The sequence below is a fragment of the Paenibacillus sp. Marseille-Q9583 genome, assembly GCF_976954365.1.
On sequence record NZ_CDRJTB010000057.1, the window covers coordinates 1 to 24,738 of the forward strand.

Genomic DNA, 24,738 nt, shown 5'->3' on the forward strand with positions numbered 1-24,738 from the left:
ATTTTTTTTTTTTTTTAACAATACCGGCCCAAAAAACAAACCCAAATACATTTTAAGGTCTTTTTTTTTTTAAAAATATAAGAAAAAACAAAAAAAAAAAAAGACCCGCCATAATGGCGGGTCTTCGTACTCTGCTATAAAAACAGATTATCTTTTAAGGTTGTAGAAGGATTTCAGGCCGTTGTATTGAGCCAATTCACCCAACTCGTCTTCGATGCGTAGCAATTGGTTGTATTTAGCAACACGGTCTGTACGGGAAGGAGCACCTGTTTTGATTTGACCAGCGTTAGTCGCAACAGCGATGTCAGCGATTGTGCTATCTTCGGATTCACCGGAACGGTGAGAGATAACTGCTGTGTAACCAGCACGTTTAGCCATTTCGATAGCATCGAAAGTTTCAGTCAATGTACCAATTTGGTTAACTTTAACCAAGATGGAGTTACCGATACCTTTTTCGATACCTGTTGCAAGACGCTCAGTGTTTGTAACGAACAAGTCGTCACCAACCAATTGAACTTTGTCTCCCAATTTTTCAGTAAGCAATTTCCAACCATCCCAGTCGTCTTCGGACATACCGTCTTCGATTGTGATGATAGGATATTTTTCAACCCATGAAGCAAGAAGGTCAACATACTCAGCGGAAGTGTAAGATTTACCTTCGCCAGCAAGGGTGTATTTACCGTCTTTGTAGAACTCAGTGGAAGCAACGTCCATACCCAAGAATACGTCAACACCTGGTTTGTAACCAGCTTTTTCAATAGCTTCGATGATTGTAGTGATTGCTTCTTCATTCGAACCAAGGTTTGGTGCGAAACCACCTTCGTCACCAACAGCTGTGTTCAGGCCTTTGGATTGAAGTACGGATTTCAAGTTGTGGAAGATTTCAGCACCTGTACGAAGAGCTTCTTTGAAGCTTGGAGCTCCTACAGGAAGAACCATAAACTCTTGAACGTCGATGTTGTTGTCCGCATGCTCACCACCATTGATGATGTTCATCATTGGTACTGGAAGAGTTTTAGCGTTGAATCCGCCTAGGTATACGTACAAAGGAATATCCAATGCTGCTGCAGCTGCGCGAGCTACGGCCATGGATACAGCTAGGATTGCGTTAGCGCCCAATTTACCTTTGTTATGAGTTCCGTCCAAAGTGATCATCAATTTGTCGATGCCCACTTGGTCAAGAGCGTCCATACCAATAACTTCTGGAGCGATGATTTCATTTACGTTCTCAACAGCTTTCAGAACGCCTTTACCCATGTAACGGGATTTGTCGCCATCACGAAGCTCTACAGCTTCATGAGCGCCAGTGGAAGCGCCGGAAGGAACGATAGCGCGGCCTTTAGCACCGGATTCAAGATAAACGTCAACCTCTACAGTAGGGTTACCACGGGAGTCAAGGACTTCGCGAGCATAAACATCAGAAATAATAGTCATTTTAGTTAATCTCCTTTAAACAATGTTTTGGTTTTGATTGTTAAAGCTTAATCTTAGGTATTGTTTCCTTATTTGCGACTAGCGATCATGGATTGACCAGTCATTTCCGCAGGTTGCGGAATTCCCATCAGATCCAGAATGGTTGGTGCTACATCAGCAAGGATACCGCGATCGCGCAATACAACATTTTCATCCGTAAGGATGAACGGAACCGGGTTAGTGGTATGAGCTGTGAACGGACGACCGTTCTCATCAAATACCATGTCAGCATTACCGTGATCGGCGATAATGATCGCAACGCCACCCTTGGCAACTACTGCGTCCACTACTTTACCTACACACTCATCAGTAACCTCTACAGCCTTGATTGTTGGCTCCAACATACCGGAGTGTCCAACCATATCAGGGTTTGCAAAGTTAAGGATAATAGCATCCTGTCTTTCCGCTTCGATTTCTGCTACGCAGGCTGCAGCCACTTCGTAAGCACTCATCTCAGGTTGAAGATCATAGGTTGCCACTTTAGGAGAGTTGATCAAGATACGAGTTTCTCCTGGAAGTTCCTCATCACGTCCACCACTGAAGAAGAACGTTACGTGCGGATACTTCTCAGTTTCCGCGATGCGCAGTTGCTTCTTGTTGTGTTGCACAAGTACTTCACCCAATGTGTTATCCAGGTTCTTCGGTGAATAGGCTACATAACCTTGTACCGTTTCACTGAAAGTAGTCAGGCATACGAAGTGCAAGTCTTGCGGGAACAAAGGACCCCGGTCGAAACCACGGAAATCTTGATTCGTGAACACTTGTGACAACTGAATAGCACGGTCAGGGCGGAAGTTGAGGAACACGACGGAATCGCCGCTCTCTACTGCCGTTACCGGCTTGCCTTCACTGTCTACAATCACGCTAGGTTCAACGAATTCGTCGAACACGGAATTTGAATAAGATGCAGTGATAGCTTGCAGAGCATCTGTGTATTTCGGTCCTTCGCCATAAACCATAGCACGATAGGCTTTTTCTACACGATCCCAACGTTTGTCACGGTCCATTGCGTAATAACGCCCGGATACCGTTGCAATTGTACCTACTCCAACTTCTTCAATCTTAGCAACCAGATCTTGAACAAACTTCTTACCACTATCTGGAGGTACGTCCCGGCCATCCATGAAAGCATGGATATACACTTCGTGCATATCTTCTTTCTTAGCCAGGTCAAGCATAGCAAACAGGTGATTAATATGGCTATGTACCCCTCCGTCGGATACAAGCGCGTAAAGATGAAGCTTTTTACCTGTGTTCTTAGCATTTCTAACTGCGGCTACCAGTGTTTCATTATCGAAGAATTCGCCCTCACGGATCGATTTATCGATACGAGTCAAATCCTGGTATACAATCCGTCCTGCACCAATATTTAAGTGCCCTACTTCAGAGTTGCCCATTTGGCCTTCTGGAAGACCAACAGCTTCACCACAAGCAGTAAGGGTGGTATTAGGATATTGTTTCAAGTAACGGTCATAGTTAGGTTTGTTAGCTTGAGCAACGGCGTTACCTTCAGATGTTCCACGCAAACCGAAACCATCCATGATGATCAAAGCTACAGGTCTTGGAGCTGACATCTTACTTCGCCCCCTCAACCAATTGAACGAAGGAAGCAGGCTGCAAGCTGGCACCGCCAACAAGCGCACCATCGATGTCGCTTTGGCCCATGTACTCAGTTACATTCTCAGGCTTTACGCTGCCGCCGTATTGAATACGAACAGCTTCAGCTGTTGCAACATCATACAAATCTTTTACAAGACTGCGGATGTAAGCAATAACTTCGTTAGCATCTTGGGAAGTGGAAGATTTACCTGTGCCAATAGCCCAGATAGGCTCGTATGCAATGACAACTTTTGCTGCTTGCTCGGCACTAAGTCCTTGGAATGCAGCTTCAGTTTGTACTTTACATACTGCTTTAGTTTGATCAGCTTCACGCTCTTCGAGCTTTTCGCCAACACATACGATTGGAGTGATACCGTGACGGAATGCAGCATGCATTTTCTTATTCACGATTTCATCTGTTTCGCCAAAATAAGCACGACGCTCTGAGTGACCAATGATTACATAGTCTACGCCAAGATCGCTAAGCATTACACCACTGATTTCTCCTGTGTAAGCACCGTTATCTTCAAAGTGCAGGTTCTGTGCGCCAATCTTGATATCTGTACCTTTTGCAGCTGCTACAAGTGCAGGCAGGTTAGTAAATGGGGCGCAGATTACAGTCTCAACGCCTTCTACTTCTGCTTTGCCTTTGATGTCAGCAATAAAGCTTTCTGCTTCAGGAACTGTTTTGAACATCTTCCAGTTACCCGCAATAATTGGTGTTCTCATGAATTAAATTGCCTCCTTCTATACGTCTTACTTGTCGTTCAGTGCTTCTACGCCAGGAAGCGCCTTGCCTTCCATGAACTCAAGGGATGCACCGCCACCAGTGGAGATGTGATCCATTTGGTCAGCCAGGTGGAATTTTTCTGCTGCTGCTGCGGAATCTCCGCCGCCAATAACAGTGTAACCTTCAGTTGTTGCACAAGCTTTTGCTACTGCAAGTGTACCTTCAGCGAATTTATCGATTTCGAATACGCCCATAGGTCCATTCCAGACAACCAGCTTGGAGTTCTTGATAATATCGGCATAAAGTTCACGAGTCTTAGGTCCGATATCAAGTCCTTCCCAACCTTCTGGGATTTCATTGTAATTAACGATTTTAGTGTTAGCATCAGCACCGAATTTATCAGCAACAACAACATCAACAGGAAGCATGAAGTTTTTGCCAAGTGCTTTAGCTTTTTCGATGAATCCAAGAGCAACGTCAAGTTTGTCGTTGTCTACAAGTGACTTACCGATTTCAAAGCCTTGTGCTTTAGTGAATGTATAAGACAATCCACCGCCGATCAGGACGTTATCAGCCAAAGACAACAAGTTATCAATAACATCAATCTTGTCTTTAACTTTCGAACCACCGATGATCGCAGTGAAAGGACGTTCTGGGTTAGTAAGAGCTTTACCAAGAACGGTCAATTCTTTCTCCATCAAAAGACCGGATACAGCTGGTAGGAAATGAGCGATACCTTCTGTCGATGCATGTGCACGGTGAGCCGCACCAAACGCATCATTGACGAACAAATCAGCCAGTTCAGCGAATTGTTTAGCCAATTCAGGATCGTTCTTTTCTTCGCCTGGGTAGAAACGAACATTCTCAAGTACAAGTACGTCGCCTTCGCCTAGCTCAGCAATTTTTGCTTTGACAGCTTCGCCAACAGCTTCGTCAGCTTTAGCCACTGGTTTGCCGAGAAGCTCGGACAGACGTTCAGCAGCAGTAGTCAAACGCATGGAATCTACGAATTGACCTTTAGGACGACCCATGTGACTCGCAAGAATGATCTTTGCACCGTTCTCAATCAAATATTTAATGGTTGGAAGGGTTTCGCGAATACGAGTATCATCAGTAATCTTACCGTCTTCTACAGGAACGTTGAAATCCACGCGTACAAATACGCGTTTACCCTTTACTTCTACATCACGGACGCTCTTTTTGTTCATGATTAATTCCTCCACACCCAAAGTTGTTTCTAGCAGGAAACAAGAAATACATTTAGAAAGAGCGGAAACAAGGAACTTCTGTTTCCGCTCTATAGATGTTACTTATATCAAGTCAATTACTTAGCGATTTTAGCGAATTTCTCCAAAGTACGAACCAATTGTGCAGTGTAGGACATTTCATTGTCATACCAAGCAACAGTCTTAACGAGTTGTTTGTCGCCAACAGTCAATACTTTAGTTTGTGTAGCATCGAACAGGGATCCGAAAGTCATACCTTTGATATCGGAAGATACGATTTCATCTTCAGTGTAACCATAAGTGTCTGGATCGGAAGCTGCTTTCATAGCTGCGTTGATTTCTTCAACAGTAACGCTCTTATCAAGAACAGTTACAAGCTCAGTCAGGGAACCAGTTGCAACTGGAACACGTTGAGCTGCACCATCCAATTTACCTTTAAGTTCTGGAATAACAAGACCGATTGCTTTAGCAGCACCAGTAGTGTTAGGGATGATGTTCTCAGCTGCTGCACGAGCACGTCTGAAGTCACCTTTAGCGTGTGGAGCATCCAAAGTATTTTGGTCGCCAGTGTAAGCGTGAATTGTAGTCATCAAGCCTTCAACGATACCGAACTTGTCGTTCAATACTTTTGCCATTGGAGCTAGGCAGTTAGTAGTGCAAGATGCGCCGGAAATAACAGTCTCAGTACCATCAAGAATGTCATCGTTAACGTTGTAAACGACAGTTTTCATGTCGCCAGTAGCTGGAGCGGAGATAACTACTTTCTTAGCTCCACCCTTCAAGTGTTTTTCAGCTGCTTCTTTAGTTGTGAAGAAACCTGTGCACTCAAGTACGATATCAACGCCTAGGTCGCCCCATGGCAATTCTTCAGGGTTGCGGTTAGCAAGAACCTTAACTTCTTTACCATTGACTTTGAAGAAGCCATCATGAACTTCAACATCACCTTGGAATTTACCTTGAGTTGTATCATATTTAAGCAAATGAGCAAGCATCTTAGCGTCAGTCAAGTCGTTGATTGCTACCACTTCGATACCTTCTACATTTTGAATACGGCGGAAAGCAAGGCGTCCAATACGTCCAAATCCGTTAATTCCAACTTTTACACTCATTGAATAGTTCCTCCTAGAATTCGTTTTATTTATTCAAAACAGACCGTGAAGCCTGTCATGACAACAATGTTAAGTATAATGCAAAATATATGTTCTAGTGAGTTACGAGGATATCTGTAACTGATTATCAATTTCCTTGCCGATCTCCACAGCAGCAGCCTCATCGGTGACGAGTATATTCTCCTGCCCGAAACGCAGCATGGCATGAATAGCTTTGGCCTTTGGTTTGCCTCCAGCGATACCGATGACTGTCTCCGTCCGAACAATATCTTCTAGACGTAGTCCCATCGTAAGCATCGTATGGACAACCTGACCATCTTCGTTAAAGTAATACCCAAAGGATTCAGCCACGGCTCCCTCACCCTGGATTTCTGAGACAGTTGCCTCATCCAGCTTGCGGCGGCGAGTCATTTCAATGGCATCCCCAATCCCATGTACAATAATACGCGAACTGCGGATGATTTGTACAATCTCTCCGATATTAGAGTCAAGTGCTAGTGACTGGTAGGCATCCCCACTAAGTAAATCAGGTACATGCAGCAACCGGTAATTCGCTCCTACCCGTTTTGCCATTGTTGAGGCAATCGTATTGGCTTGAATCTCCATACTCTCTCCTAATCCACCACGCGCCGGAACAAACCAAGCGTTCTTATAGGAAAGGGATAACGGCGGTGTCAGTTGATCAGCCATATCGGCAAGCGTTGATCCACCTGTGACAGCAACTATATCATCTGTACGAAGTACACTGAGCAGCGCTTTTGCACCCGCTCGGCCAAGCTCACGTTTAGTGAATGGCGATGACTCACAATCACCCGGCACCACAATAACTTTATCCAGACCGTACGTTGCCCGAATTTTCTCTTCCAGCTCATCCAGACCAAACAGGCTCTTAACGACCGGCTCTAGCAAATCAAGCAGTCTACGTCCAGCAGCGCTAATGCGCATGCCAACACTCTCGATCTCAATGAGCCCTTGCGATTTCAGAAGATCCGTCTCGGCACGCAGTACCCGCTCAGTCATATCAAGCGAAGCGGCAAGCGTTCTGCGTCCAATGATATCGGACAGCATGATCTGATGAAGAATCGTGTACCGTCTCTTAAGGGTTTCCATGAGATCAGGCAGAAGCTGCTTTTGGATATCTAATAAATTACGCATACTTTCACTCCTGCAACTTCGTCTTCCTCTATTCCCTTGTTCATGGTCTCAAAATGTCCCGGGTAAACTTTTTAAGTCCCACTCATATTCTAACCAAATATTGCTCGAAGTGCAAGTCTTCCGAGAGTAGAATTCTCAAGCGCTTGTCTTCTTATACATTTATAAGATTGGGAAAGAGGTTCAGCTCCAAAAAACCTGTCATTAACAATCCAGATTCTTTCGCTGAGTGAAACACAATGTATGCTTGTCCAACTTGAAGACAAGGGATAGAGCCTGAGCACAGTATTATTAAAAATATAAGAAATTTTAAGTTTCACCTTATATATTATCCTTATATTTCTACGAGAAACGGCTATCGTCAATAAAGGACGATAGCGTCGTTTCTTCTTGTCCATTGCAATTGCACAGAATTTGTATTATAATCATTTTTGTTGCGCCCGTGGTCCAATGGATATGACGTAGGCCTCCGAAGCCTGAGATCCAAGTTCGATTCTTGGCGGGCGCGCCATTAATTTCACCTTTGTACATAATTTAGTAGTGTCTATACTACTACTTAACCAAAGAGCCGCGTGTCGGCTCTTTTTTTTGAATATAAGTTTGACTTTCTTTGACTTTTTGTTTGAATTTGTTTATCATGTGGGTAATACGGCAAGAGTAAAAATGAATACATTTGAAGAACCAATATCAAGGAGGTTTTCCACGTGAGTTATATTCCTATGGTAGTAGAACAGAGCAACCGCGGTGAGCGCGCTTATGACATCTATTCCCGCCTGCTGAAGGACCGCATCATTTTCCTTGGAACGGAGGTTAATGACGTGGTAGCCAATTCTATCATCGCACAAATGCTGTTCTTGGCTGCCGAAGATCCGGATAAGGACATTCACCTTTACGTGAATAGCCCCGGCGGTTCCATTACTGCAGGTATGGCTATTTTTGATACAATGCAGTACATTAAACCGGATGTTTCCACCATCTGTGTAGGTATGGCAGCTTCCATGGGAGCATTCCTGCTTAACGCTGGCGCTAAAGGCAAACGCTTCGCACTGCCTAACAGTGAGATCATGATTCACCAACCTCTGGGTGGTGCTCAAGGTCAAGCAACGGATATTGAAATCCGTGCCCGCCGTATCCTCAAATTGCGTGATAAGTTGAATCGTATTCTTGCTGAACGTACGGGTCAACCGCTAGAACGTATTGAGAAGGATACAGATCGTGATTACTTCATGACTGCTGCAGATGCGGCAACTTACGGTATCGTTGATAAAGTCATCGAGAAAACACTGCCTAGCGGTGTGTAAGCTATAAAACAACACAAAGAGGCTGTGCCTATCCACTTGATGGTTAGCGCACAGCCTCTTTACTTTTCAGGGCACCACTTCATACGAATCTCAATTAAATCAAGCCACCATATCCAAGCGCATCGAGTTTCTCAGCAATCACACGGTAGCCTCGGCCATTCGGATGTAAGTGGTCAATCGATAATAGCCCTCTCTCATTTCCTGCAAACTCACTATAGATAGAAGCAAACCCACATACTCGGTTACTGTACTGTGAGGCATAGCGGTTAAACTGCCGCACCCACTCTGTAGCACCCACTACCTGAGGATAAGGATTATATAGTCCCACAATCCGAATGATAAAAGGTCTACGCGTTCCCGTCTTCAATTGGAAGAGGATACTCATAATTGCAGCAAAATTTTGCTTGCATTCTTGCAATGATCTTCGCAGCTCTTTAGATAAATTTTCAGGTTGTCTAGCAGCAGCCTTCGCAGCATGGATTAAATCGTTGCCACCGATGGATAGAGTGATGATGTCGGCTGCTCGAATGGCTTCGCGAGTCATTGCACTCCCCCGTAGCCGCTGTTCCAGTTCAGAAGTAGTCAATCCATTCACGCCCAAATTCGTAGAGGCTACATTAGAACGCAGTCTCCCTTCCGCCATTTTACGGTACACCGGTACAAAACCGTTCCCTGGCAGAGCGCCAAATCCAGTCGTCAAGGAATCGCCAATTGCAGTGTATTGATAGCTCATAGCTCTCCCCCGTTCATAAACTAGTTACTTCATTTAGCATATGATTTGGAGGTGATTCTGGTAAGGGGGAGATGTCCAGTGGTGACACTAGCGGTTACGACTTCTCTATTTATTTTACAGCAGCAAATGGGCTACCGCCTTCCGGCAACAGTTCTTTGAAAGTAAAGGGATATTCCGGGAACCCCGCAGCATAAGCTGTGTATTCATACAATTGGAAGAACAGAACGACCTGATCATCCTTCAGATAAAAATACTTTTCCGTATTCAATCCGTTGAACCCTCCCAAATAACTTTCCTCCGCTTTTACTAGCTTGTTCAACTTAGCATTCAACTCTTTTTTGTAGTTTGGGTTAGCTCCGAACAGGTCACCCAACAGCAGACGTTTGCCATCCTTGAGCGAAAAGGTAAAAGCCTCCCGATTGGTCATACCATGAGCGCCGCCCGTATCGCTATACTGTGACATTACTAAGCTGATCACACCATCCTGATTGTAGGTCACCACATAATCTATATCATAGGTATACTTAGGCTCTAACCCGGATCGATTCGAGATATCCTTCTCTGCGCCTGCAGCGAATTTCATGGCACTTTCTTTCAAAATATCATTCATGGCCTGCTGTGCATTGGAATTGCTTAATCCACTAAACTTCGGATAATCAAGCTGGATCAAAGCCTCTTTTCGATCCTTAGCATAGGTCTCCGTGGTTACTATCAACGCATTCTGTGATCTATTCACCACATTCAACCCATTAGAGCCCCGACTCCAATCCACTTTATAGCCCAAATAATCATTTAACAGACCGGATGGAACATAGAGTCGGTTGTTTATTAGCTTTCCTTCATACTCTCGAATGTAATAATTGTTCACCCAAATTGAAGTACCATAGCTAGATAACAGCAACTTGGCCTTAGTCGTTCCCTTTCCGATCGTGTATGCATTTTCTTCTTTATCATAAGTGAGAGGTAATCCCAGCACATCACGCATAAAGGTAATTGGGACCCAGACCTTCCCTTCCTGCACAATACCTGTCTGCTGCGAAATCACCCCGTTCGCCTTTAATACTATACTTGAAGCATTAGCCTTGCTCTTCGCCTGATCAGATGCTGCATAACCCGTATCACTAGGCAGTAATCCACCAAGCAATAACCCCGTCGACATCAAACCTATGCCCAATTTGCGTACGATTTCTTTTGAGATATTCATCATCTTATTTTCCCTCTCCTTTCCAATTATTTAAACATAATCCCAGAGAACTTACACAAAAAAGAGGCGCCCCCACTATTACTAGTGGAAGATCACCTCTCCTCTCTGCAACCATCTTGTTCTGCTACTATTTCAATTCATACATTACGCTCAGTTGTGTTGTAACTTTAACTACTCCCGGTTGAACGGATGTGCTTGCACCAGCATCTGCTGCAGCCATATCCATTTTTAGATTTTGTTCAAAATAAACCGGAGTGACATTGCCATCATTTTGGCTGACCGTGATTACTTGACCCAAGCTACGTTTAGCTGCCTTAGCAATAGCACCTGCTTTAACATCTGCGTTCGCCATCGCCTTTTCAATCACCTGAGCTTCAAAGGCAGAAGTATCTTCCACGGAAAAACGTGCATTTCCGAGATTGTTTGCCCCTGCTGCAGATGCAGCGTCAAGCAATTCACCAACCTTAGTCAGATCTCTATAAGACACTAACAGCGTATGATTCGCGTTGTATCCTTTCACTTGCTGTCCTTCTTTTTCGCTATAACTATAGTTGGGTTGCACATAGAATTGGGTGCTTTGAATATCTTTATCTGCGATTTTCCAAGTCCCTTTCAGTAGGGTAGTGATCTTTTGGATTTTAGCAGCATTTGTTTTTTGCGCTTCTTGCGCAGTTGACGCCGTAGTATCTACTCCGATGGACAAGTATACAATATCCGGCTTGATGGACAATTCGCCTTTACCTACTACACTAACAACATTTTTCTGCACTTCATCTGCGTAAGCCTTTGTAGGACCCTGGGTGACACCACTCATACCAATTCCTCCAATTAACAAACTCCCTACAATCAACACTGAACCAATCTTCTTTACCAAACCTTTCATATTTGCCAGCCCCTTTCACCTTTTGTAATTTGTTATTATCCTCTAGACGAGTCTTTTTGGTAAATGTTGCACGCTTTAAATCTATTTTTTGGTATTAAAAAAAAGCCCCTAGGGGCTTTTTAGTCATGCAATAAAAAGTCATTTCAAAAGATTATTGGTTTTCAAGCTCTTCTTTGCTAACGAGACTCGTCAAAGCGTTTACAGCTTGATCGGCGTCTGCACCATCCGCGCTGATATAGATCTCCGTGCCGGAACTGATCGCTAGGCTCATAATACCCATAATACTTTTGGCGTTTACTTTTTTATCGTCTTTTTCCACGAAAATCTCCGACGAAAACTTGTTAGCTTCTTGCACAAACAATGCTGCCGGTCGAGCGTGTAGCCCTGTCTTCAACCGAACAACTACCGGGTGCTTTGTCATGAAACGCTTACCCCCTAATTGAGTTCTCCCCAAAAATTTCACATTAATTTTATATTATTATATCATTATAACGTAAACCACACTAGAAAAAAAGTGACTAGCCGCCTCGAACCTTGTCCGCCAGTTCATCAATCTTACGAAGTCGATGATTTACTCCGGACTTACTAACCGTACCTTTCAGCATTTCACCAACCTCTTTAAGGTTGATATCTGGATGTGCCATTCGGATTTCTGCAACTTCCCGCAGTTTATCCGGCAAGCTCTCCAGCCCCACTTCTCGCTGCAGCAGTTTGATATTCTCAATCTGCCGCACCGCGGCACTTATCGTTTTATTGAGATTCGCGGTCTCGCAGTTCACGATCCGATTCACGGAATTACGCATATCACGCATAATTCTTACATCCTCAAATTTGAACAACGCTTGATGCGCCCCGATCAAACTTAAGAATTCGATAATCTTCTCGCCTTCTTTAATGTATAGAATGAACCCTTTTTTACGTTCAATGCAGCGTGCGTTTAGGTGAAATTCACCAGCCAGATCGACCAGCGCCTTACAATGCTCCTCATACATCGAGGAAATCTCCAAATGGTAAGAGGAACCCTCCGGATTATTAACGGATCCGCCCGCCAAAAAGGCACCCCGTAAATAAGCACGCTTACAGCAGTTATTCCCAACAATCTCTTTATCAATACCGTCAGTAAAAATAAATCCTTCGGACACAATTCTGAGATCATTTAAGATTTCCTGTACGCGACTAGGGATTCTAACGATATAAACGTTATTTTTCTTCAAACGCATTTTTTTACGCACGAGTAGCTCAATATGGACCTGGTAATATTTCTTAAGCAAAGAATATACCCGCCTTGCAATCGCGGCGTTCTCCGTCGAAATGTCGAGAATCACCTTTTTGCTTGAAAGCTGCACAGATCCATTCATACGGATAAGCGCTGACATTTCCGCCTTCTCACAACAGGGCTCACTCTCCACCATCGTCAGCTCTTTTTTGGTAAGGGCCGCAAAAGACAAGGGTCTCACCTCTTTCTGAAATAAGTACGTCATTCATATATACAAGCATAAATGCCTTCGGCGTCCTTTTGGGGACGGTAAGCGTTTAAGCGAGAAATATAAGAAAGTATAGGTGTAAAACTTATATTTTAAGTTATACCCTAGGGTTTCTGTTTATCCAATCTTGCACAAGCTGATAGATATGATGACTAAGCTTATCGGTATCATGCCTTAAATAAGTTCGGAATAACACTAGCTTATCCGCTATAACTTTATATGCACTGCCTTCTAGTACATCCTTGTCAAGCTGTACCGGACGCGCACCCTTCTCAGCGTACTTCGACTGCACCTGCTCTGGAATTTCACCGTCATTCACAATAATATAATCAAATAAATGAATCCCAATATGATCATAAACGGCTTGTAGATGGTCATTTACAGTATAATTATCCGTTTCACCAGGCTGAGTCATTACATTGCAGACAAAAATTTTGATTGCATCAGAAGATACAACTGCTTCTGCTAGCTTCGGAACAAGTAGGTTCGGAAGAATGCTCGTATATAGACTCCCTGGACCCAAAAGAATTGCATCAGCATTTCGAATCGCTTCAAGTGCTTCAGGCAACGGTTCCACATCAGCAGGCTCCAAAGAAACCCGTTTAATGATCCCGCCTGCTTCCGGTATCTTAGATTCACCTGTGATAATCGTGCCGTCCGACATTTCTGCACGCAATACTACGGCATCCCCCGCAGCGGGTAATACCCGTCCGCGAACAGCAAATAATCGGCTAAGCTCACGAACAGCTGTGACAAAATCGCCAGATATATCTGTAAGCGCGGCAAGAATTAAATTACCAAGACTATGACCCGCCAAGCCTTCGCCCGTGTTGAAACGATATCTCATAATATCCGCCATGAGCGGCTCTACATCAGCCATAGCTGTTAATACGTTACGGATGTCCCCAGGAGGTGGCATTTGCAGTTCACTTCGCAAAATGCCCGAGCTTCCTCCATCATCTGCTACGGTAACTATTGCTGTAATATCTAGCGGCTTTTCTTTTAAGCCGCGAAGCATGACAGATAGCCCCGTGCCACCGCCCATAACGACGATACGTGGACGCTGTCTTTGTTCTTCAGCCACTATGGACCCCTTCTCTCATTAGTGCCGATCACGCTCGGAATCCCGATGACTAACGGCTACGGATTCCGTTTCGCTGACGCCCAGCATTTTTCCCAAATATTCAGAAATGGCTACTGAACGGTGTTTCCCGCCTGTACAGCCAATGCCGATAATAATCTGGGATTTACCTTCCCTACGATATTGCGGAATTAAGAAATGAAGCATATCGAGCAGTTTAGTCAGGAACACCTGTGTTTCAGGCCACTTCATTACATAGTCATAGACATCGCTGTCCTGACCTGTTTTTGGCCGCAGATGATCCACATAATGTGGGTTAGGCAAAAAGCGAACATCGAAGACGAGGTCTGCATCAATAGGAATACCATACTTAAATCCGAACGATGTAATGTTGACGGAGAGTGTACTTTTTCCTAAATGCGAGAACCGAGAAACGATCTTCTCCTTGAGCTGCACTGGTTTCATACTGCTAGTATCCAGACATAATGTAGCTGAATTCTTTAATTCCTCAAGCATTTTACGTTCCAGCTTGATACCATCAAGCGGAAGTCCTTTAGGTGCTAGAGGATGATGACGCCGACTTTCCTTGTAACGCTGCACAAGTACCGAATCCGTAGCATCCAAGAACAAGATTTCACAGCCAATAGTTGACTCATCTTTGATATAGGCTAGAGACTCGGACAAAGCAGTGAAGAATTCCCTACCGCGCAAGTCAATCACAAGAGCTACCTTGGCGATCTTACCCTTCGACTGCTCAATCAATTCTGCAAACTTAGGGATCAGCACCGGCGGTAAATTATCGACACAGAAGAACCCTAGGTCTTCCAGACTCTGCACAGCAATTGTCTTACCCGCACCTGACATTCCGGTAATAATGATCAGGGTGGCTCCAGCCGTTGGAGTATTGTCCAATTCGGTCATTAAAGCGTCCCCTCCCTAAATTAGTATATGAATACTCCCTATCTTTTAAGAACGAAGCAAAAGGCCTGCAGCACCAACAATACCTGCATCATTGCCAAGCTCTGCTGGGATAATCGTAACTCCAGTCTGAAGTGGAGCCGGTGCCAACTTAGCAAACACACGACGAACTTCATCAAATAGAATATCTCCAGCCTTAGACACACCACCACCAATGATGAAGACTTCAGGGTTAAGCACGGCCGCAACAGAAGCCATAGATTTACCCAGATAGTATGCTGCACGGTTTACTATACGAATTGCTACTTCATCGCCAGCCTTAGCCGCATCAAAGACTTCCTTCGCAGCAATCTTCTCTACCATAGAGAGGGAAGTACGATCACCACGTGCTACTGCATCATTAGCCATACGAATAATTCCCGTAGCGGAGGAAACGGTTTCCAGACATCCCATATTACCGCAACCACATTGAATAGCTTCCAGATCCGGCACTACTGTGATATGACCAAGCTCACCGGCTAGACCTGCAAAACCTTGATAAATTTTCCCATTAATAATGATTCCGCCACCCACACCTGTTCCAAGCGTATAGCAGACACAGTTTTCAATCCCGCGTCCTGCACCACTCCAAGCTTCACCCAGGGCAGCCACGTTCGCATCATTGTCTATTTTGACAGGCTTGTTCCAGCGATCTTCCAAGATGGAGCGAATCGGCACATCTTTAAATCCTATGTTGGGCGCAAGGATAATAATTCCTTCACGAATATTTGTGAACCCGGCTACGCCCGCTCCTACACCTGCAAGCTGATCCCAAGAGTACGGGGAATCTTCCACAATTTGGCGTACATACTTCTCGATATTATCGATAACAGTATCGACACCTTCTGCAGTTCCTGTAGGTCCCTCATAAGTATGCAGTAGAGTTCCCTCAGCATTGCAGATCCCAACCTTAATTGCAGTTCCACCCAAATCCACGCCAACGTAGATATTCTCAGACATGTAACAAGCCACCTTTTTTTTATACTAAAATAGTTAATCCTAAGTACCAACTATAATAGAAGCCCCCTCTGTGGTCAAGGAAAGACAACACACCCGGGAATTCCTTATTTTAAGAGTATACTCTATTATATTCTAAAAAGACCCTCTTACGCTAAGTAAGAGAGTCCTCTACCTATATTATTATTTGGAAAATAACCCAAAACACACATTTATTCTGATAAAATACGCTTTTGTCCTTCTAGTGCACGGATTGGAGCAATATTTTGCGTAAACTCCAGTGTCCCCATATACCGACCAGTCTCGTCGCGGACAGCGAAATAACGGATATAGATGAATTTATCCTTAATGGCAATCCAGAAGTCTTCAGCATCCTTAAGACCTGCCTTAAAGTCTTCCAAAAGCTTCTCTACCACATGCACACTTTGCGGAGGATGACAGTTCTGTACTGTACGACCGATAACCGCCTTTGTCCGAGCAAATATACGTTCCTTCCCGTGTGAAAAATATCGAACGACATCATTCTCATCAATGAATGTCAGATCTACCGGCAGGTGATTGAGTACGGTCTCGAGCTGATGCAGTGACAACAGACCTGTCTCAAAACGTATGAACCCTTCTTGTGGAGCCGCACCCTCTGCTTCTCCCAGCATTGCACCTTCCGGCTCTGCAGCGCGCTCTGGGATCCACTCCTGTTCCGGTGCGGTTAGGCAGAATCCGATCTCATCACTCTCACGAGCGATTTTGACCCATTCGTCTTCCGTCAATTTGTCCAGCGACATAGGTAGCAGAATGTTCTCTTCTTTAAAGATCATCTCATTAACTTCCTTAATGATCTCCTCAAGCTGAACACCAATTTCTGCTGCGTTTCCGCTGTAATTGCTAAGCGCCGCTTTTGCCTCTTTAATCATACGGCGGATGTTATCATCCACTCCCCACATAACCTTGGTTGGCCCATAAATCCCATATTTTTCGAGGTACGGAAATAGAAGATTTTCTTTACGGCTGTAGTGTTTATCAAGATCTAGCAGCAGGCTTAGATCCTCCAACAGCTTGAAGATGAGTTCTTCGCTATCATTCTTCTGAAATTTGGTTGCATGCAAATCTAAACGGAAGTTCACAAGTCTTTCAATCTCACGGTTTTCTAGCTTGAAGGTGTGTACTGGATGCCCTGGCTGCTCCTCAGGCTTAGACGAACGGTGAATTTGCTCAATAGAACCTTTAAAAATTGCTGTATGGACCGAACAAAGTCGTTGTACCTCTGAGACCGGAATCCCTTCTTCAGTCATTAATGAATGCTCCATAGCAGATATTTCCGCTACGGTAACATCGCCTACGGCTTCCTCGAAGCGTGCCTTAACCTCTTCAACACTTTTGCCTGCATGCAGTTCTTTAATAATCTCCTTGAGCATGGCTTGGCGACGAGTTTGCTCCGGTACATCAACCTCGCGGTTATTTATAAGTTCACTCATTATTGATCTCTCCTTAATGAAATTTTGATGATAGATTCCTTTAATTGATAATCTCGAAGCCATGTCGTTCAAATGCTAACTTCACGGTGTCGAGATCCATTTTCTTCAGCTTGATTCCTTTGGATAAGGTCATGAAACGGCCAGCGGTCTGCAGCATACCTGGCTTAGCAATGTCCTTAAAGCCCAGCTCTACCATAATCTCAACGACCTCTGGATGCCGGGATACCATCTCGAAGATAGACTCATCCATTCGCAGCATTTTTTCCATTGGACTCTTCTCCTTTATATGAGAACTATTCTCAACAACAGATTAGCACAGGCCGTACAAGGCAATAGTGATTGCAATCACTAAATTAGAAGAAAGCAATACCAGTTCTTTTAAAGATGGATTATGTATAATGTGAAATTAAAAAACTGCCCCCTACGCTAAATAGCATAAGGGACAGTCTAGTTCGTAATAAATTTTTTATTATAGCGTTACTCCTGTTTTGAATATGGATATCTCGCGGAAGTTATTCTTCTCGTTATTTACCCATTCCCCACTAGCCACGCTAATAATGTAGTTAATGAAGTCACGCAGAACCTCATCTGGAGAACCATCTTCAACCAGCACACCCGCATTAAAATCGATCCAGTGACGTTTGCCTTCATACAATGGGGTATTGGTAGACACCTTCAATGTTGGCACGAATGTACCAAAAGGTGTCCCCCGTCCGGTCGTAAAGATCACCAATTGGCAGCCAGCAGCAGCCAGAGCCGACGAAGCCACTAGGTCATTGCCCGGCGCGTTAAGAAGATTTAAACCTTTGTTAGTGATAAGCTCTCCATACTTGAGTACATCCATTACCGTAGAATTACCGGATTTTTGAGTGCAACCCAGCGATTTATCCTCAAGCGTAGTAATTCCTCCGGCTTTATTGCCAGGTGAAGGATTTTCATATACCGGCTGTTTATAGTCCATGAAATACTGCTTAAAGTCATTGATGAGATCGACAATTTTGTGGAAAATAGCTTCGTCTGCAGCACGTTCCATCAGAATCTTTTCGGCGCCAAACATTTCAGGTACTTCAGTGAGTACAGTTGTGCCGCCTTGGGCAGCCATATAGTCAGACAAACGTCCAAGAAGCGGATTCGCAGTAATCCCGGACAGGCCATCCGAGCCTCCACACTTCAGACCAATCTTCAGCTCAGAGAGTGAGACTTCTTCCCGATGATCGCCTTGTACGTTATTGTAGAGTTCCTTCAGCAGCTTTACGCCTTCTTCAATCTCGTTTCCAACCTCTTGGGAGACAAGAAAACGCACTCGATCCTCATCGTAACTACCCAGCATGTCTTTAAAAATATGCAAATTGTTATTCTCACAACCTAGTCCGAGCACAAGTACGGCGCCCGCATTTGGATGCTTAACCGCGTTAGCAAGTATTGTACGGGTATTGTCATGATCATCACCCAACTGGGAGCAACCATAGTTATGCTTCAGTACGAGCACGTTATCGAACGGAGCGATATCACCAACCTCTGCCTTAAAAATATTGATGATCTGCTCCGCCACTCCATTCACACAACCAACCGTTGGGACGATCCAAAGCTCATTACGAATACCTACAGATCCGTCAAAGCGACGATACCCCTTAAAGGTCAAATTCTCTACTTTAAAAGGATTGGGTGTCAGCTTCTGTTCAAAAGTATATTCCTCAACCCCTGTTAGGTTTGTCTTCGTATTATGAGTATGCACCCACTGGCCCGGCACGATAGGCGCTTTAGCATGACCGATGGGATAACCATACTTCAATACATTCTCGCCTTCGCTAATGCTGGTTAGTGCAATTTTATGACCTCTAGCAATATCTTCCGTAATTTTAATCTCTTTTGAACTAATCACAATGGTGTCGCCTGCTTGATAGTCTTTAAGTGCAACTGCCACGTTATCAGCCTCGTTGATCTGCAGTACCTCTTTCATAGTCTTAATCATGTCGTTATCCACCTCCTGTGTATTAGTTGTGTGCAGGTCTCTTCACGTACGCTTGCAGCGCTTGCTTCATACCTGTTCTCTCAATCGCAATGAGCCCTTCTGTCACCTTGTCAGTAAGACCAGCCACTTCATTCAGATCACAGCCCCAGCGGTTTGTCGCTGCTAATACCTCGACAGCCAGTGCGCGTAACCCAGTGTCTGTGCCATCCCAGCCTCCCCACAAGGAGGCGAACGATTCCAAAATATCCGCATCATCCGCCAGCTGAATCTCTTCTTCCCCTCTACGTCCTTTATAGAATGCAATTAATGCACTCATTGAGAAAACAAGCTTCTCGGGCAATTGTCCTTTGGACTCTACATATTGCAATAAAGAAGGCAGGTCTCTTGTCTTAAATTTCGAGATAGAATTAAGGGAGATGCTCATCAAGTAATGCTGCACATAAGGGTTCAGGAACCTTTCCAGTACCGCGTCTGCAAAAGAATTCAATTCCTCTACCGGCAGATCCAGCGTCGGAATGATCTCATCGTAGATTAAGGACTTCACGTACGCCCCAACCTCTTCGTGCTCAATGGCCTCGGCCACCGTATCAATGCCGTACAAATACGCTACTGGTGTCAACGCGGTATGAGCTCCGTTTAGAATTCTCACTTTACGCGTCCGGTAAGGGGTCATATCATCTACCACGAGCACATTAAGACCCGCTACTTCAGCCGGGAACTCCTCTCTCATCCACTGCGGCCCTTCAATTACCCATAGATGGAACTGCTCGCCGACAACGACCAACTTATCCTCATAGCCCAATTCTTCCGTAATCTCAGCAATGGTGTCTCTTGGATATCCGGGAACGATGCGATCTACCAAACTACAGCAGAAGGTGTTGGCTTCATTCAGCCAGTTTACAAAGCTCTCTCCAAGATTCCACAGGTCAGCATATTTCGAAATAACCTTCTTAAGCTCATCCCCATTTCGGTCAATCAGCTCGCACGGAATGATGATAAAACCTTTAGAAGCATCACCGTTAAAAAATTCAAAGCGCTTATACAACAAGGCCGTCAGTTTACCTGGAAAACTGCTCTGCGGAGCATCGGTTAACTTGTCGCCTGCTTCAAAAGCAATTCCCGCCTCAGTGGTGTTGGACACGATAAAGCGCAGCTCTGGATTCTCGGCAAGCTTCATATACTCCTCATGCTGGGCAAATGGATTAAGCGTTCGTGTAATACAGTTGATGACCTCATGTTCTTTTACCGCTGTTCCATCTTTGATTCCTTGGAGATAAAGCGTATATAAACCGTTCTGAGCATTTAGCATTTCTGCAAGTCCGTTGCCCAGCGGTTGTACAACCACCACGCCACCATTGAAATCCGTTCTTTGATTCATGGTATGAATCTGCCAATCTACAAAAGCGCGCATGAAATTGCCTTCTCCAAATTGCAGAACCTTCTCAGGATATTGCTTGTAAGCTCTCCAACTATCACTATTTAATCTGTTCATATAAACGCCTCCTAATTTATAAATGCACACGTAAAACCAATTAAATGTACTTTACAATACAATGTTTATGTTACTATTTTATTAATTTATGCACACGTGAAAATTTTAATTCAAAATCCTTTACGAGTGAAAGGATCAAGCTGCTATGCGCAGCTTTTTGCTTCTACAGTTTCCTAACCGATTCTCTCGCAATAAACTCCGTATCAATGGAGGTTAGCCCGTCATTCTCCAAAGGTTCTTTAATTAAGCTTAGCAGCTTGCGGGCTCCTTGCTCGCTGATCTTCTCAATAGGACGTTTAACTGTGGTAAGCGAAGGATTCGCAAAGAGCGAAAATCCAATATCATCAAAACCAACAATAGAAACATCGTTCGGCACCTGCAGCCCGCGCTCAAACACAGATTTCATAGCCCCGATCGCCATATCGTCATTGGAACAGAATACTGCCGTCGGCGGTTTTTCCAAATCTAGCAGCTTGCCCATCGCCTCATATCCACTTTGCATATCGTAATTACCATTTCTCATATAATCGTTACGAACAGGGATATTATGGTCAATCAAAGCTTTTATAAAACCGTCTCTGCGTTCCTGCGTGGATTTAAAGCCCTCAACACCTTCAATGATCGCAATGTCTTGATGCCCGGACTCAATCAGGTGTTTGCCTGCATGATAAGCGCCTTCCCGGTCATTCGAGATGATATTAATAATGGAGCGATCATCTATCTGCCGATTCAGCACAACGATTGGAATGCCTTGCTGGACAACATGGTAAATGAATTTATTATCTGCTTCACTCTGGCTCATTAGAATAATTCCATCAAAGCGTTTGCGATGAATAGAGGAATATTCCGCATAATCGTCGATCCCACGGATGAACAGATTATACTCTACATCTATGACACTATTTACACCACGAATCGTGTCAGAGAAGAAACCAGACGTTGTGCCGTTGGCGATACTTGTGAAGAACAAACCAATGGTGTATGACCGCTGCATCACAAGGCTTTTGGCATTGTAATTGGGGACATAACCCACTTGCGCAGCGATCTCGGCAATTTTTTTACGTGTAACTTCTTTAATTAGGGGACTGTTGTTAAGTGCTCTTGATACAGTTGTATGTGAAACATTCGCCAGTTTGGCGATATCCTTGATTGTAGGTGCCATGGGTCAACCTTCCTTATCAAACGGGTTTGGCTATTCCATGTAAGGATATCATAACGATTACCTAGTCACCAATGCCTGTTTCGAGAAATTGAAATAATGATCAGCGTTATTGTAACAGATATTCTCAATCATACCGCCTAACAGTTCCATATCATCCGGGGCTTCTCCATTCTCTACCCAAGAACCTACAAGATCACATAGAATTCTTCTAAAATACTCATGTCTGGTATAGGATAAAAAGCTTCTGGAGTCTGTTAACATTCCGACAAACTGGCTAAGCACACCTAGATTAGCAAGCGTCTTCATCTGTTCCAGCATGCCATCCTTGTTATCGTTGAACCACCATGCCGTCCCGAATTGAATCTTCCCTGGAGTTCCGCCGCCTTGGAAGCAGCCCATTAAACCAGCAATGACATGGTTATCATTTGGATTCAGCGAGTACAAAATCGTCTTAGGCAGCGCATTCTCACGATCCAGCGCATCTAACAGACCTGCCAGCGGTTTAGCAATCACGCCATCATTAATCGAATCATAGCCGGTATCAGGGCCGAGTCGTCCGAACATTACGCTGTTATTATTGCGTAGCGCATGGATATGGAATTGCATGGCCCAATCCAGCTCGCTATATAATTTCCCGAGGAACACAAGGGTAAACCCTTTATATTTCTTTTCTTCTCTCTCACTTACAGCGCCTTCACGAAGAGCTTTGTTGAATATAGCCGTAGCTTCCTCCAAGGTAGCAGGCTCAAACATTACTGCATCCAAAGCATGATCGGATACACGGCCCGCTCTGGCATGGAAGAATCTCACTCTGCTCTCCAATGCTTCTAGAAACTGACCATAATTCTCAACATCCATTCCTGAGACTTCGCTTAGCTGAGCTACCCAAGGCTTGAAGGTAGGACGATTAATCTCAAGGGCTTTATCTGGACGAAACCCCGGAACTACGCTGGCATTGAATCCACTCAAACTGCTGATTTTTTCATGATATTCCAGAGAATCTACTGGGTCATCGGTGGTGCATACAACAGTTACCTTCGATTTAACAATTAGATCTCTTGCTCCATATCCTTCACCTTGCAACTGTCTGTTCACTTCATCCCAAATCTTCGGAGCATTAGCCTCATTTAGCAAATCATATACTCCAAAGAAACGCTGCAACTCAAGATGTGTCCAATGATAGAGCGGATTCCCGATAATCTTAGGAACGGTTCTAGACCATGCCAAGAACTTTTCATAGTCACTAGCATCACCAGTAATGAACTTCTCCTCTACACCATTTGCCCGCATCACTCTCCATTTGTAATGGTCGCCATACAGCCATGCTTCGGTAATATTGTTGAACGTCTTGTTCTCATAGATCTCTTGAGGACTGAGGTGGCAATGATAGTCGATAATAGGCATACCTTTCGCATGATTATGAAACAGCTTAATGGCGGTCTCGCTCGACAACAGGAAGTTCTCATCCATGAATTTTTTGCTCATGAGGTTTGCTGCTCTCCTTTATAATCATAATGGTAGTTACAATAGTTTAACGTGAACATTATTCGGATTATGATATTTTAACTTAGTTATTTCTTTAGATTAAAATAATTTTGTTTCTAAATATATTCAAATTGTTAACGTTAACATTACCTCTTATTGTAACCGTATTTTTTAAATGCGCAAGCCTTTTTCGAAAGACATTGTTACAGTTATTTTAACAGCACCCAGCTTCCTGCTACAAAAAAGCAGGCCCCCCTTTAAGATAAGGATCACCTGCTTGAATTCATTCCGATTAATTTAGTTACATTAACTACCCAAGTTTTCGCTCCAGTCATGTACCATTGTGCCCTCAAGATATTTCTCAGCGTCCATTGCTGCCATACAGCCGGTGCCCGCTGCGGAGATCGCTTGACGGTAACGGGTATCCTGTACGTCGCCGCAAGCGAATACACCCGGAATATTCGTCTCAGTAGTGCCTGGATTTACTACAATATAACCATTGGTATCCGTCGTAATCTGACCGCCCAAGAATCCGGTATTCGGCGTATGACCGATAGCGACAAACACTCCGTCCGCTTCGATGAGTTCTTCAAGCCCAGTATCATTGTTGCGAACCGTCAGTCCCTTAACTCCAGACTCGCCGGTTGTTACTTCAAGCGGTGTACGGTTAAGTGCCCACACAACCTTACTGTTATCACGTGCACGATCCTGCATGATCTTCGAAGCTCTGAGCTCATCACGACGATGAACCACGGTTACGCTGGAAGCAAATCTTGTTAAGAAGCTGGCTTCCTCCATCGCGGAGTCTCCTCCACCGATTACGATAATCTTCTTATTCCGGAAAAAGAAGCCATCACAAGTAGCACAAGTGCTGACCCCACGGCCCACATTCTCCTGCTCCCCTGGTATTCCTAAATATCTGGCAGAAGCACCGGTAGAGATAATTACCGACTCTGCCTCTAATACACCCAAACCATCTACTGTCACTTTAAATGGACGCTGTGAAAAATCCACTGAATCCACCCAACCATTCTTGAATTCAGCACCAAAACGTTCAGCCTGCTTCCGCATGTTGTCCATTAAATCCGGGCCGAGAATCCCTTCAGGAAAACCTGGAAAGTTCTCAACTTCCGTTGTCGTTGTCAGTTGTCCACCTGGCTGCATCCCTTCAATTACAAGTGGGTTAAGGTTGGCACGTGCCAGATAAATAGCAGCAGTAAGCCCGGCCGGGCCTGTTCCGATTACAATCGTTTTGTACATAACAGT

The 24,738-nt window shown here is 44.3% G+C and carries 22 protein-coding genes and 1 tRNA gene; 2 read left to right on the plus strand and 21 right to left on the minus strand.

The window, feature by feature from the left end:
• Nucleotides 1-147: 147 nt before the first annotated feature.
• The 6 genes from eno to ACWNM1_RS22170 all read right to left on the minus strand — a co-directional run bounded on the left by eno (nt 148) and on the right by ACWNM1_RS22170 (nt 7,292).
• Nucleotides 148-1,434 (minus strand): phosphopyruvate hydratase, encoded by a 1,287-nt coding sequence (gene eno / locus ACWNM1_RS22145; RefSeq protein WP_042123330.1) that lies wholly within the window; start codon nt 1,432-1,434, stop codon nt 148-150.
• 68 nt (nt 1,435-1,502) lie between these two features.
• Nucleotides 1,503-3,047, minus strand: coding sequence for a 2,3-bisphosphoglycerate-independent phosphoglycerate mutase (gpmI, locus tag ACWNM1_RS22150; RefSeq protein WP_042123328.1), 1,545 nt, complete (start codon nt 3,045-3,047; stop codon nt 1,503-1,505).
• A 1-nt stretch (nt 3,048) separates the two neighbouring features.
• Complete coding sequence (tpiA, locus tag ACWNM1_RS22155) at nt 3,049-3,801, minus strand: triose-phosphate isomerase (RefSeq protein ID WP_042123325.1); 753 nt, start codon at nt 3,799-3,801, stop codon at nt 3,049-3,051.
• Nucleotides 3,802-3,828: 27 nt separating this feature from the next.
• The gene (locus ACWNM1_RS22160) at nt 3,829-5,010 is read right to left on the minus strand and encodes a phosphoglycerate kinase (protein WP_042184036.1); all 1,182 of its coding nucleotides are present in this window, start codon (nt 5,008-5,010) and stop codon (nt 3,829-3,831) included.
• A gap of 116 nt (nt 5,011-5,126) precedes the next feature.
• Entirely contained in the window at nt 5,127-6,137 is a 1,011-nt protein-coding gene (gene gap, locus ACWNM1_RS22165; RefSeq protein ID WP_036687120.1) for a type I glyceraldehyde-3-phosphate dehydrogenase, read from the minus strand.
• Between the two features lie 102 nt (nt 6,138-6,239).
• Complete coding sequence (locus ACWNM1_RS22170) at nt 6,240-7,292, minus strand: sugar-binding transcriptional regulator (protein ID WP_042123320.1); 1,053 nt, start codon at nt 7,290-7,292, stop codon at nt 6,240-6,242.
• 433 nt (nt 7,293-7,725) lie between these two features.
• Between ACWNM1_RS22170 and ACWNM1_RS22175 the strand changes: the two genes are divergently transcribed.
• Together ACWNM1_RS22175 and clpP are read left to right on the plus strand one after the other, a co-directional pair.
• Nucleotides 7,726-7,800 (plus strand) — tRNA-Arg (locus ACWNM1_RS22175).
• Between the two features lie 193 nt (nt 7,801-7,993).
• On the plus strand, nt 7,994-8,590 hold the full coding sequence (gene clpP, locus ACWNM1_RS22180) for an ATP-dependent Clp endopeptidase proteolytic subunit ClpP (protein ID WP_042123316.1): 597 nt from the start codon (nt 7,994-7,996) through the stop codon (nt 8,588-8,590).
• Nucleotides 8,591-8,684: 94 nt separating this feature from the next.
• On the opposite strand, the gene ACWNM1_RS22185 is transcribed toward clpP, so the two are convergent.
• The 15 genes from ACWNM1_RS22185 to trxB form a co-directional block, all read right to left on the minus strand.
• Nucleotides 8,685-9,323, minus strand: coding sequence for a GDSL-type esterase/lipase family protein (locus tag ACWNM1_RS22185; protein WP_449602681.1), 639 nt, complete (start codon nt 9,321-9,323; stop codon nt 8,685-8,687).
• Between the two features lie 109 nt (nt 9,324-9,432).
• On the minus strand, nt 9,433-10,530 hold the full coding sequence (locus tag ACWNM1_RS22190) for a PdaC/SigV domain-containing protein (protein ID WP_449602682.1): 1,098 nt from the start codon (nt 10,528-10,530) through the stop codon (nt 9,433-9,435).
• A 124-nt stretch (nt 10,531-10,654) separates the two neighbouring features.
• A complete protein-coding gene (locus tag ACWNM1_RS22195) occupies nt 10,655-11,410 on the minus strand; it encodes an SIMPL domain-containing protein (RefSeq protein WP_421899761.1) in 756 nt (251 codons plus the stop codon).
• Nucleotides 11,411-11,561: 151 nt separating this feature from the next.
• Nucleotides 11,562-11,831 carry an HPr family phosphocarrier protein gene (locus tag ACWNM1_RS22200; RefSeq protein ID WP_036687106.1) on the minus strand — a complete coding sequence of 90 codons (270 nt, stop codon included), beginning with the start codon at nt 11,829-11,831 and terminating at the stop codon, nt 11,562-11,564.
• Nucleotides 11,832-11,928: 97 nt separating this feature from the next.
• Complete coding sequence (whiA, locus tag ACWNM1_RS22205) at nt 11,929-12,858, minus strand: DNA-binding protein WhiA (RefSeq protein WP_042123310.1); 930 nt, start codon at nt 12,856-12,858, stop codon at nt 11,929-11,931.
• Nucleotides 12,859-12,991: 133 nt separating this feature from the next.
• Nucleotides 12,992-13,939 carry a gluconeogenesis factor YvcK family protein gene (locus ACWNM1_RS22210; RefSeq protein WP_179085868.1) on the minus strand — a complete coding sequence of 316 codons (948 nt, stop codon included), beginning with the start codon at nt 13,937-13,939 and terminating at the stop codon, nt 12,992-12,994.
• Nucleotides 13,940-13,996: 57 nt separating this feature from the next.
• Nucleotides 13,997-14,896 (minus strand): RNase adapter RapZ, encoded by a 900-nt coding sequence (gene rapZ, locus ACWNM1_RS22215; RefSeq protein WP_042123306.1) that lies wholly within the window; start codon nt 14,894-14,896, stop codon nt 13,997-13,999.
• A 45-nt stretch (nt 14,897-14,941) separates the two neighbouring features.
• On the minus strand, nt 14,942-15,892 hold the full coding sequence (locus ACWNM1_RS22220) for an ROK family glucokinase (protein WP_421899753.1): 951 nt from the start codon (nt 15,890-15,892) through the stop codon (nt 14,942-14,944).
• A 209-nt stretch (nt 15,893-16,101) separates the two neighbouring features.
• Nucleotides 16,102-17,361, minus strand: coding sequence for a DUF438 domain-containing protein (locus tag ACWNM1_RS22225; protein WP_449602683.1), 1,260 nt, complete (start codon nt 17,359-17,361; stop codon nt 16,102-16,104).
• 40 nt (nt 17,362-17,401) lie between these two features.
• A complete protein-coding gene (locus ACWNM1_RS22230; protein ID WP_421899747.1) occupies nt 17,402-17,629 on the minus strand; it encodes a DUF1858 domain-containing protein in 228 nt (75 codons plus the stop codon).
• Between the two features lie 201 nt (nt 17,630-17,830).
• The gene (locus tag ACWNM1_RS22235) at nt 17,831-19,321 is read right to left on the minus strand and encodes a UxaA family hydrolase (protein WP_449602689.1); all 1,491 of its coding nucleotides are present in this window, start codon (nt 19,319-19,321) and stop codon (nt 17,831-17,833) included.
• Nucleotides 19,322-19,355: 34 nt separating this feature from the next.
• On the minus strand, nt 19,356-20,825 hold the full coding sequence (locus ACWNM1_RS22240) for a tagaturonate reductase (RefSeq protein ID WP_421899744.1): 1,470 nt from the start codon (nt 20,823-20,825) through the stop codon (nt 19,356-19,358).
• Nucleotides 20,826-20,988: 163 nt separating this feature from the next.
• Nucleotides 20,989-21,987 carry a LacI family DNA-binding transcriptional regulator gene (locus ACWNM1_RS22245; RefSeq protein ID WP_421899741.1) on the minus strand — a complete coding sequence of 333 codons (999 nt, stop codon included), beginning with the start codon at nt 21,985-21,987 and terminating at the stop codon, nt 20,989-20,991.
• 57 nt (nt 21,988-22,044) lie between these two features.
• Nucleotides 22,045-23,472 (minus strand): glucuronate isomerase, encoded by a 1,428-nt coding sequence (gene uxaC / locus ACWNM1_RS22250; protein ID WP_421899738.1) that lies wholly within the window; start codon nt 23,470-23,472, stop codon nt 22,045-22,047.
• Between the two features lie 306 nt (nt 23,473-23,778).
• Nucleotides 23,779-24,732, minus strand: a complete 954-nt coding sequence (trxB, locus tag ACWNM1_RS22255; RefSeq protein ID WP_421899735.1) for a thioredoxin-disulfide reductase — start codon at nt 24,730-24,732, stop codon at nt 23,779-23,781.
• Nucleotides 24,733-24,738: the final 6 nt, after the last annotated feature.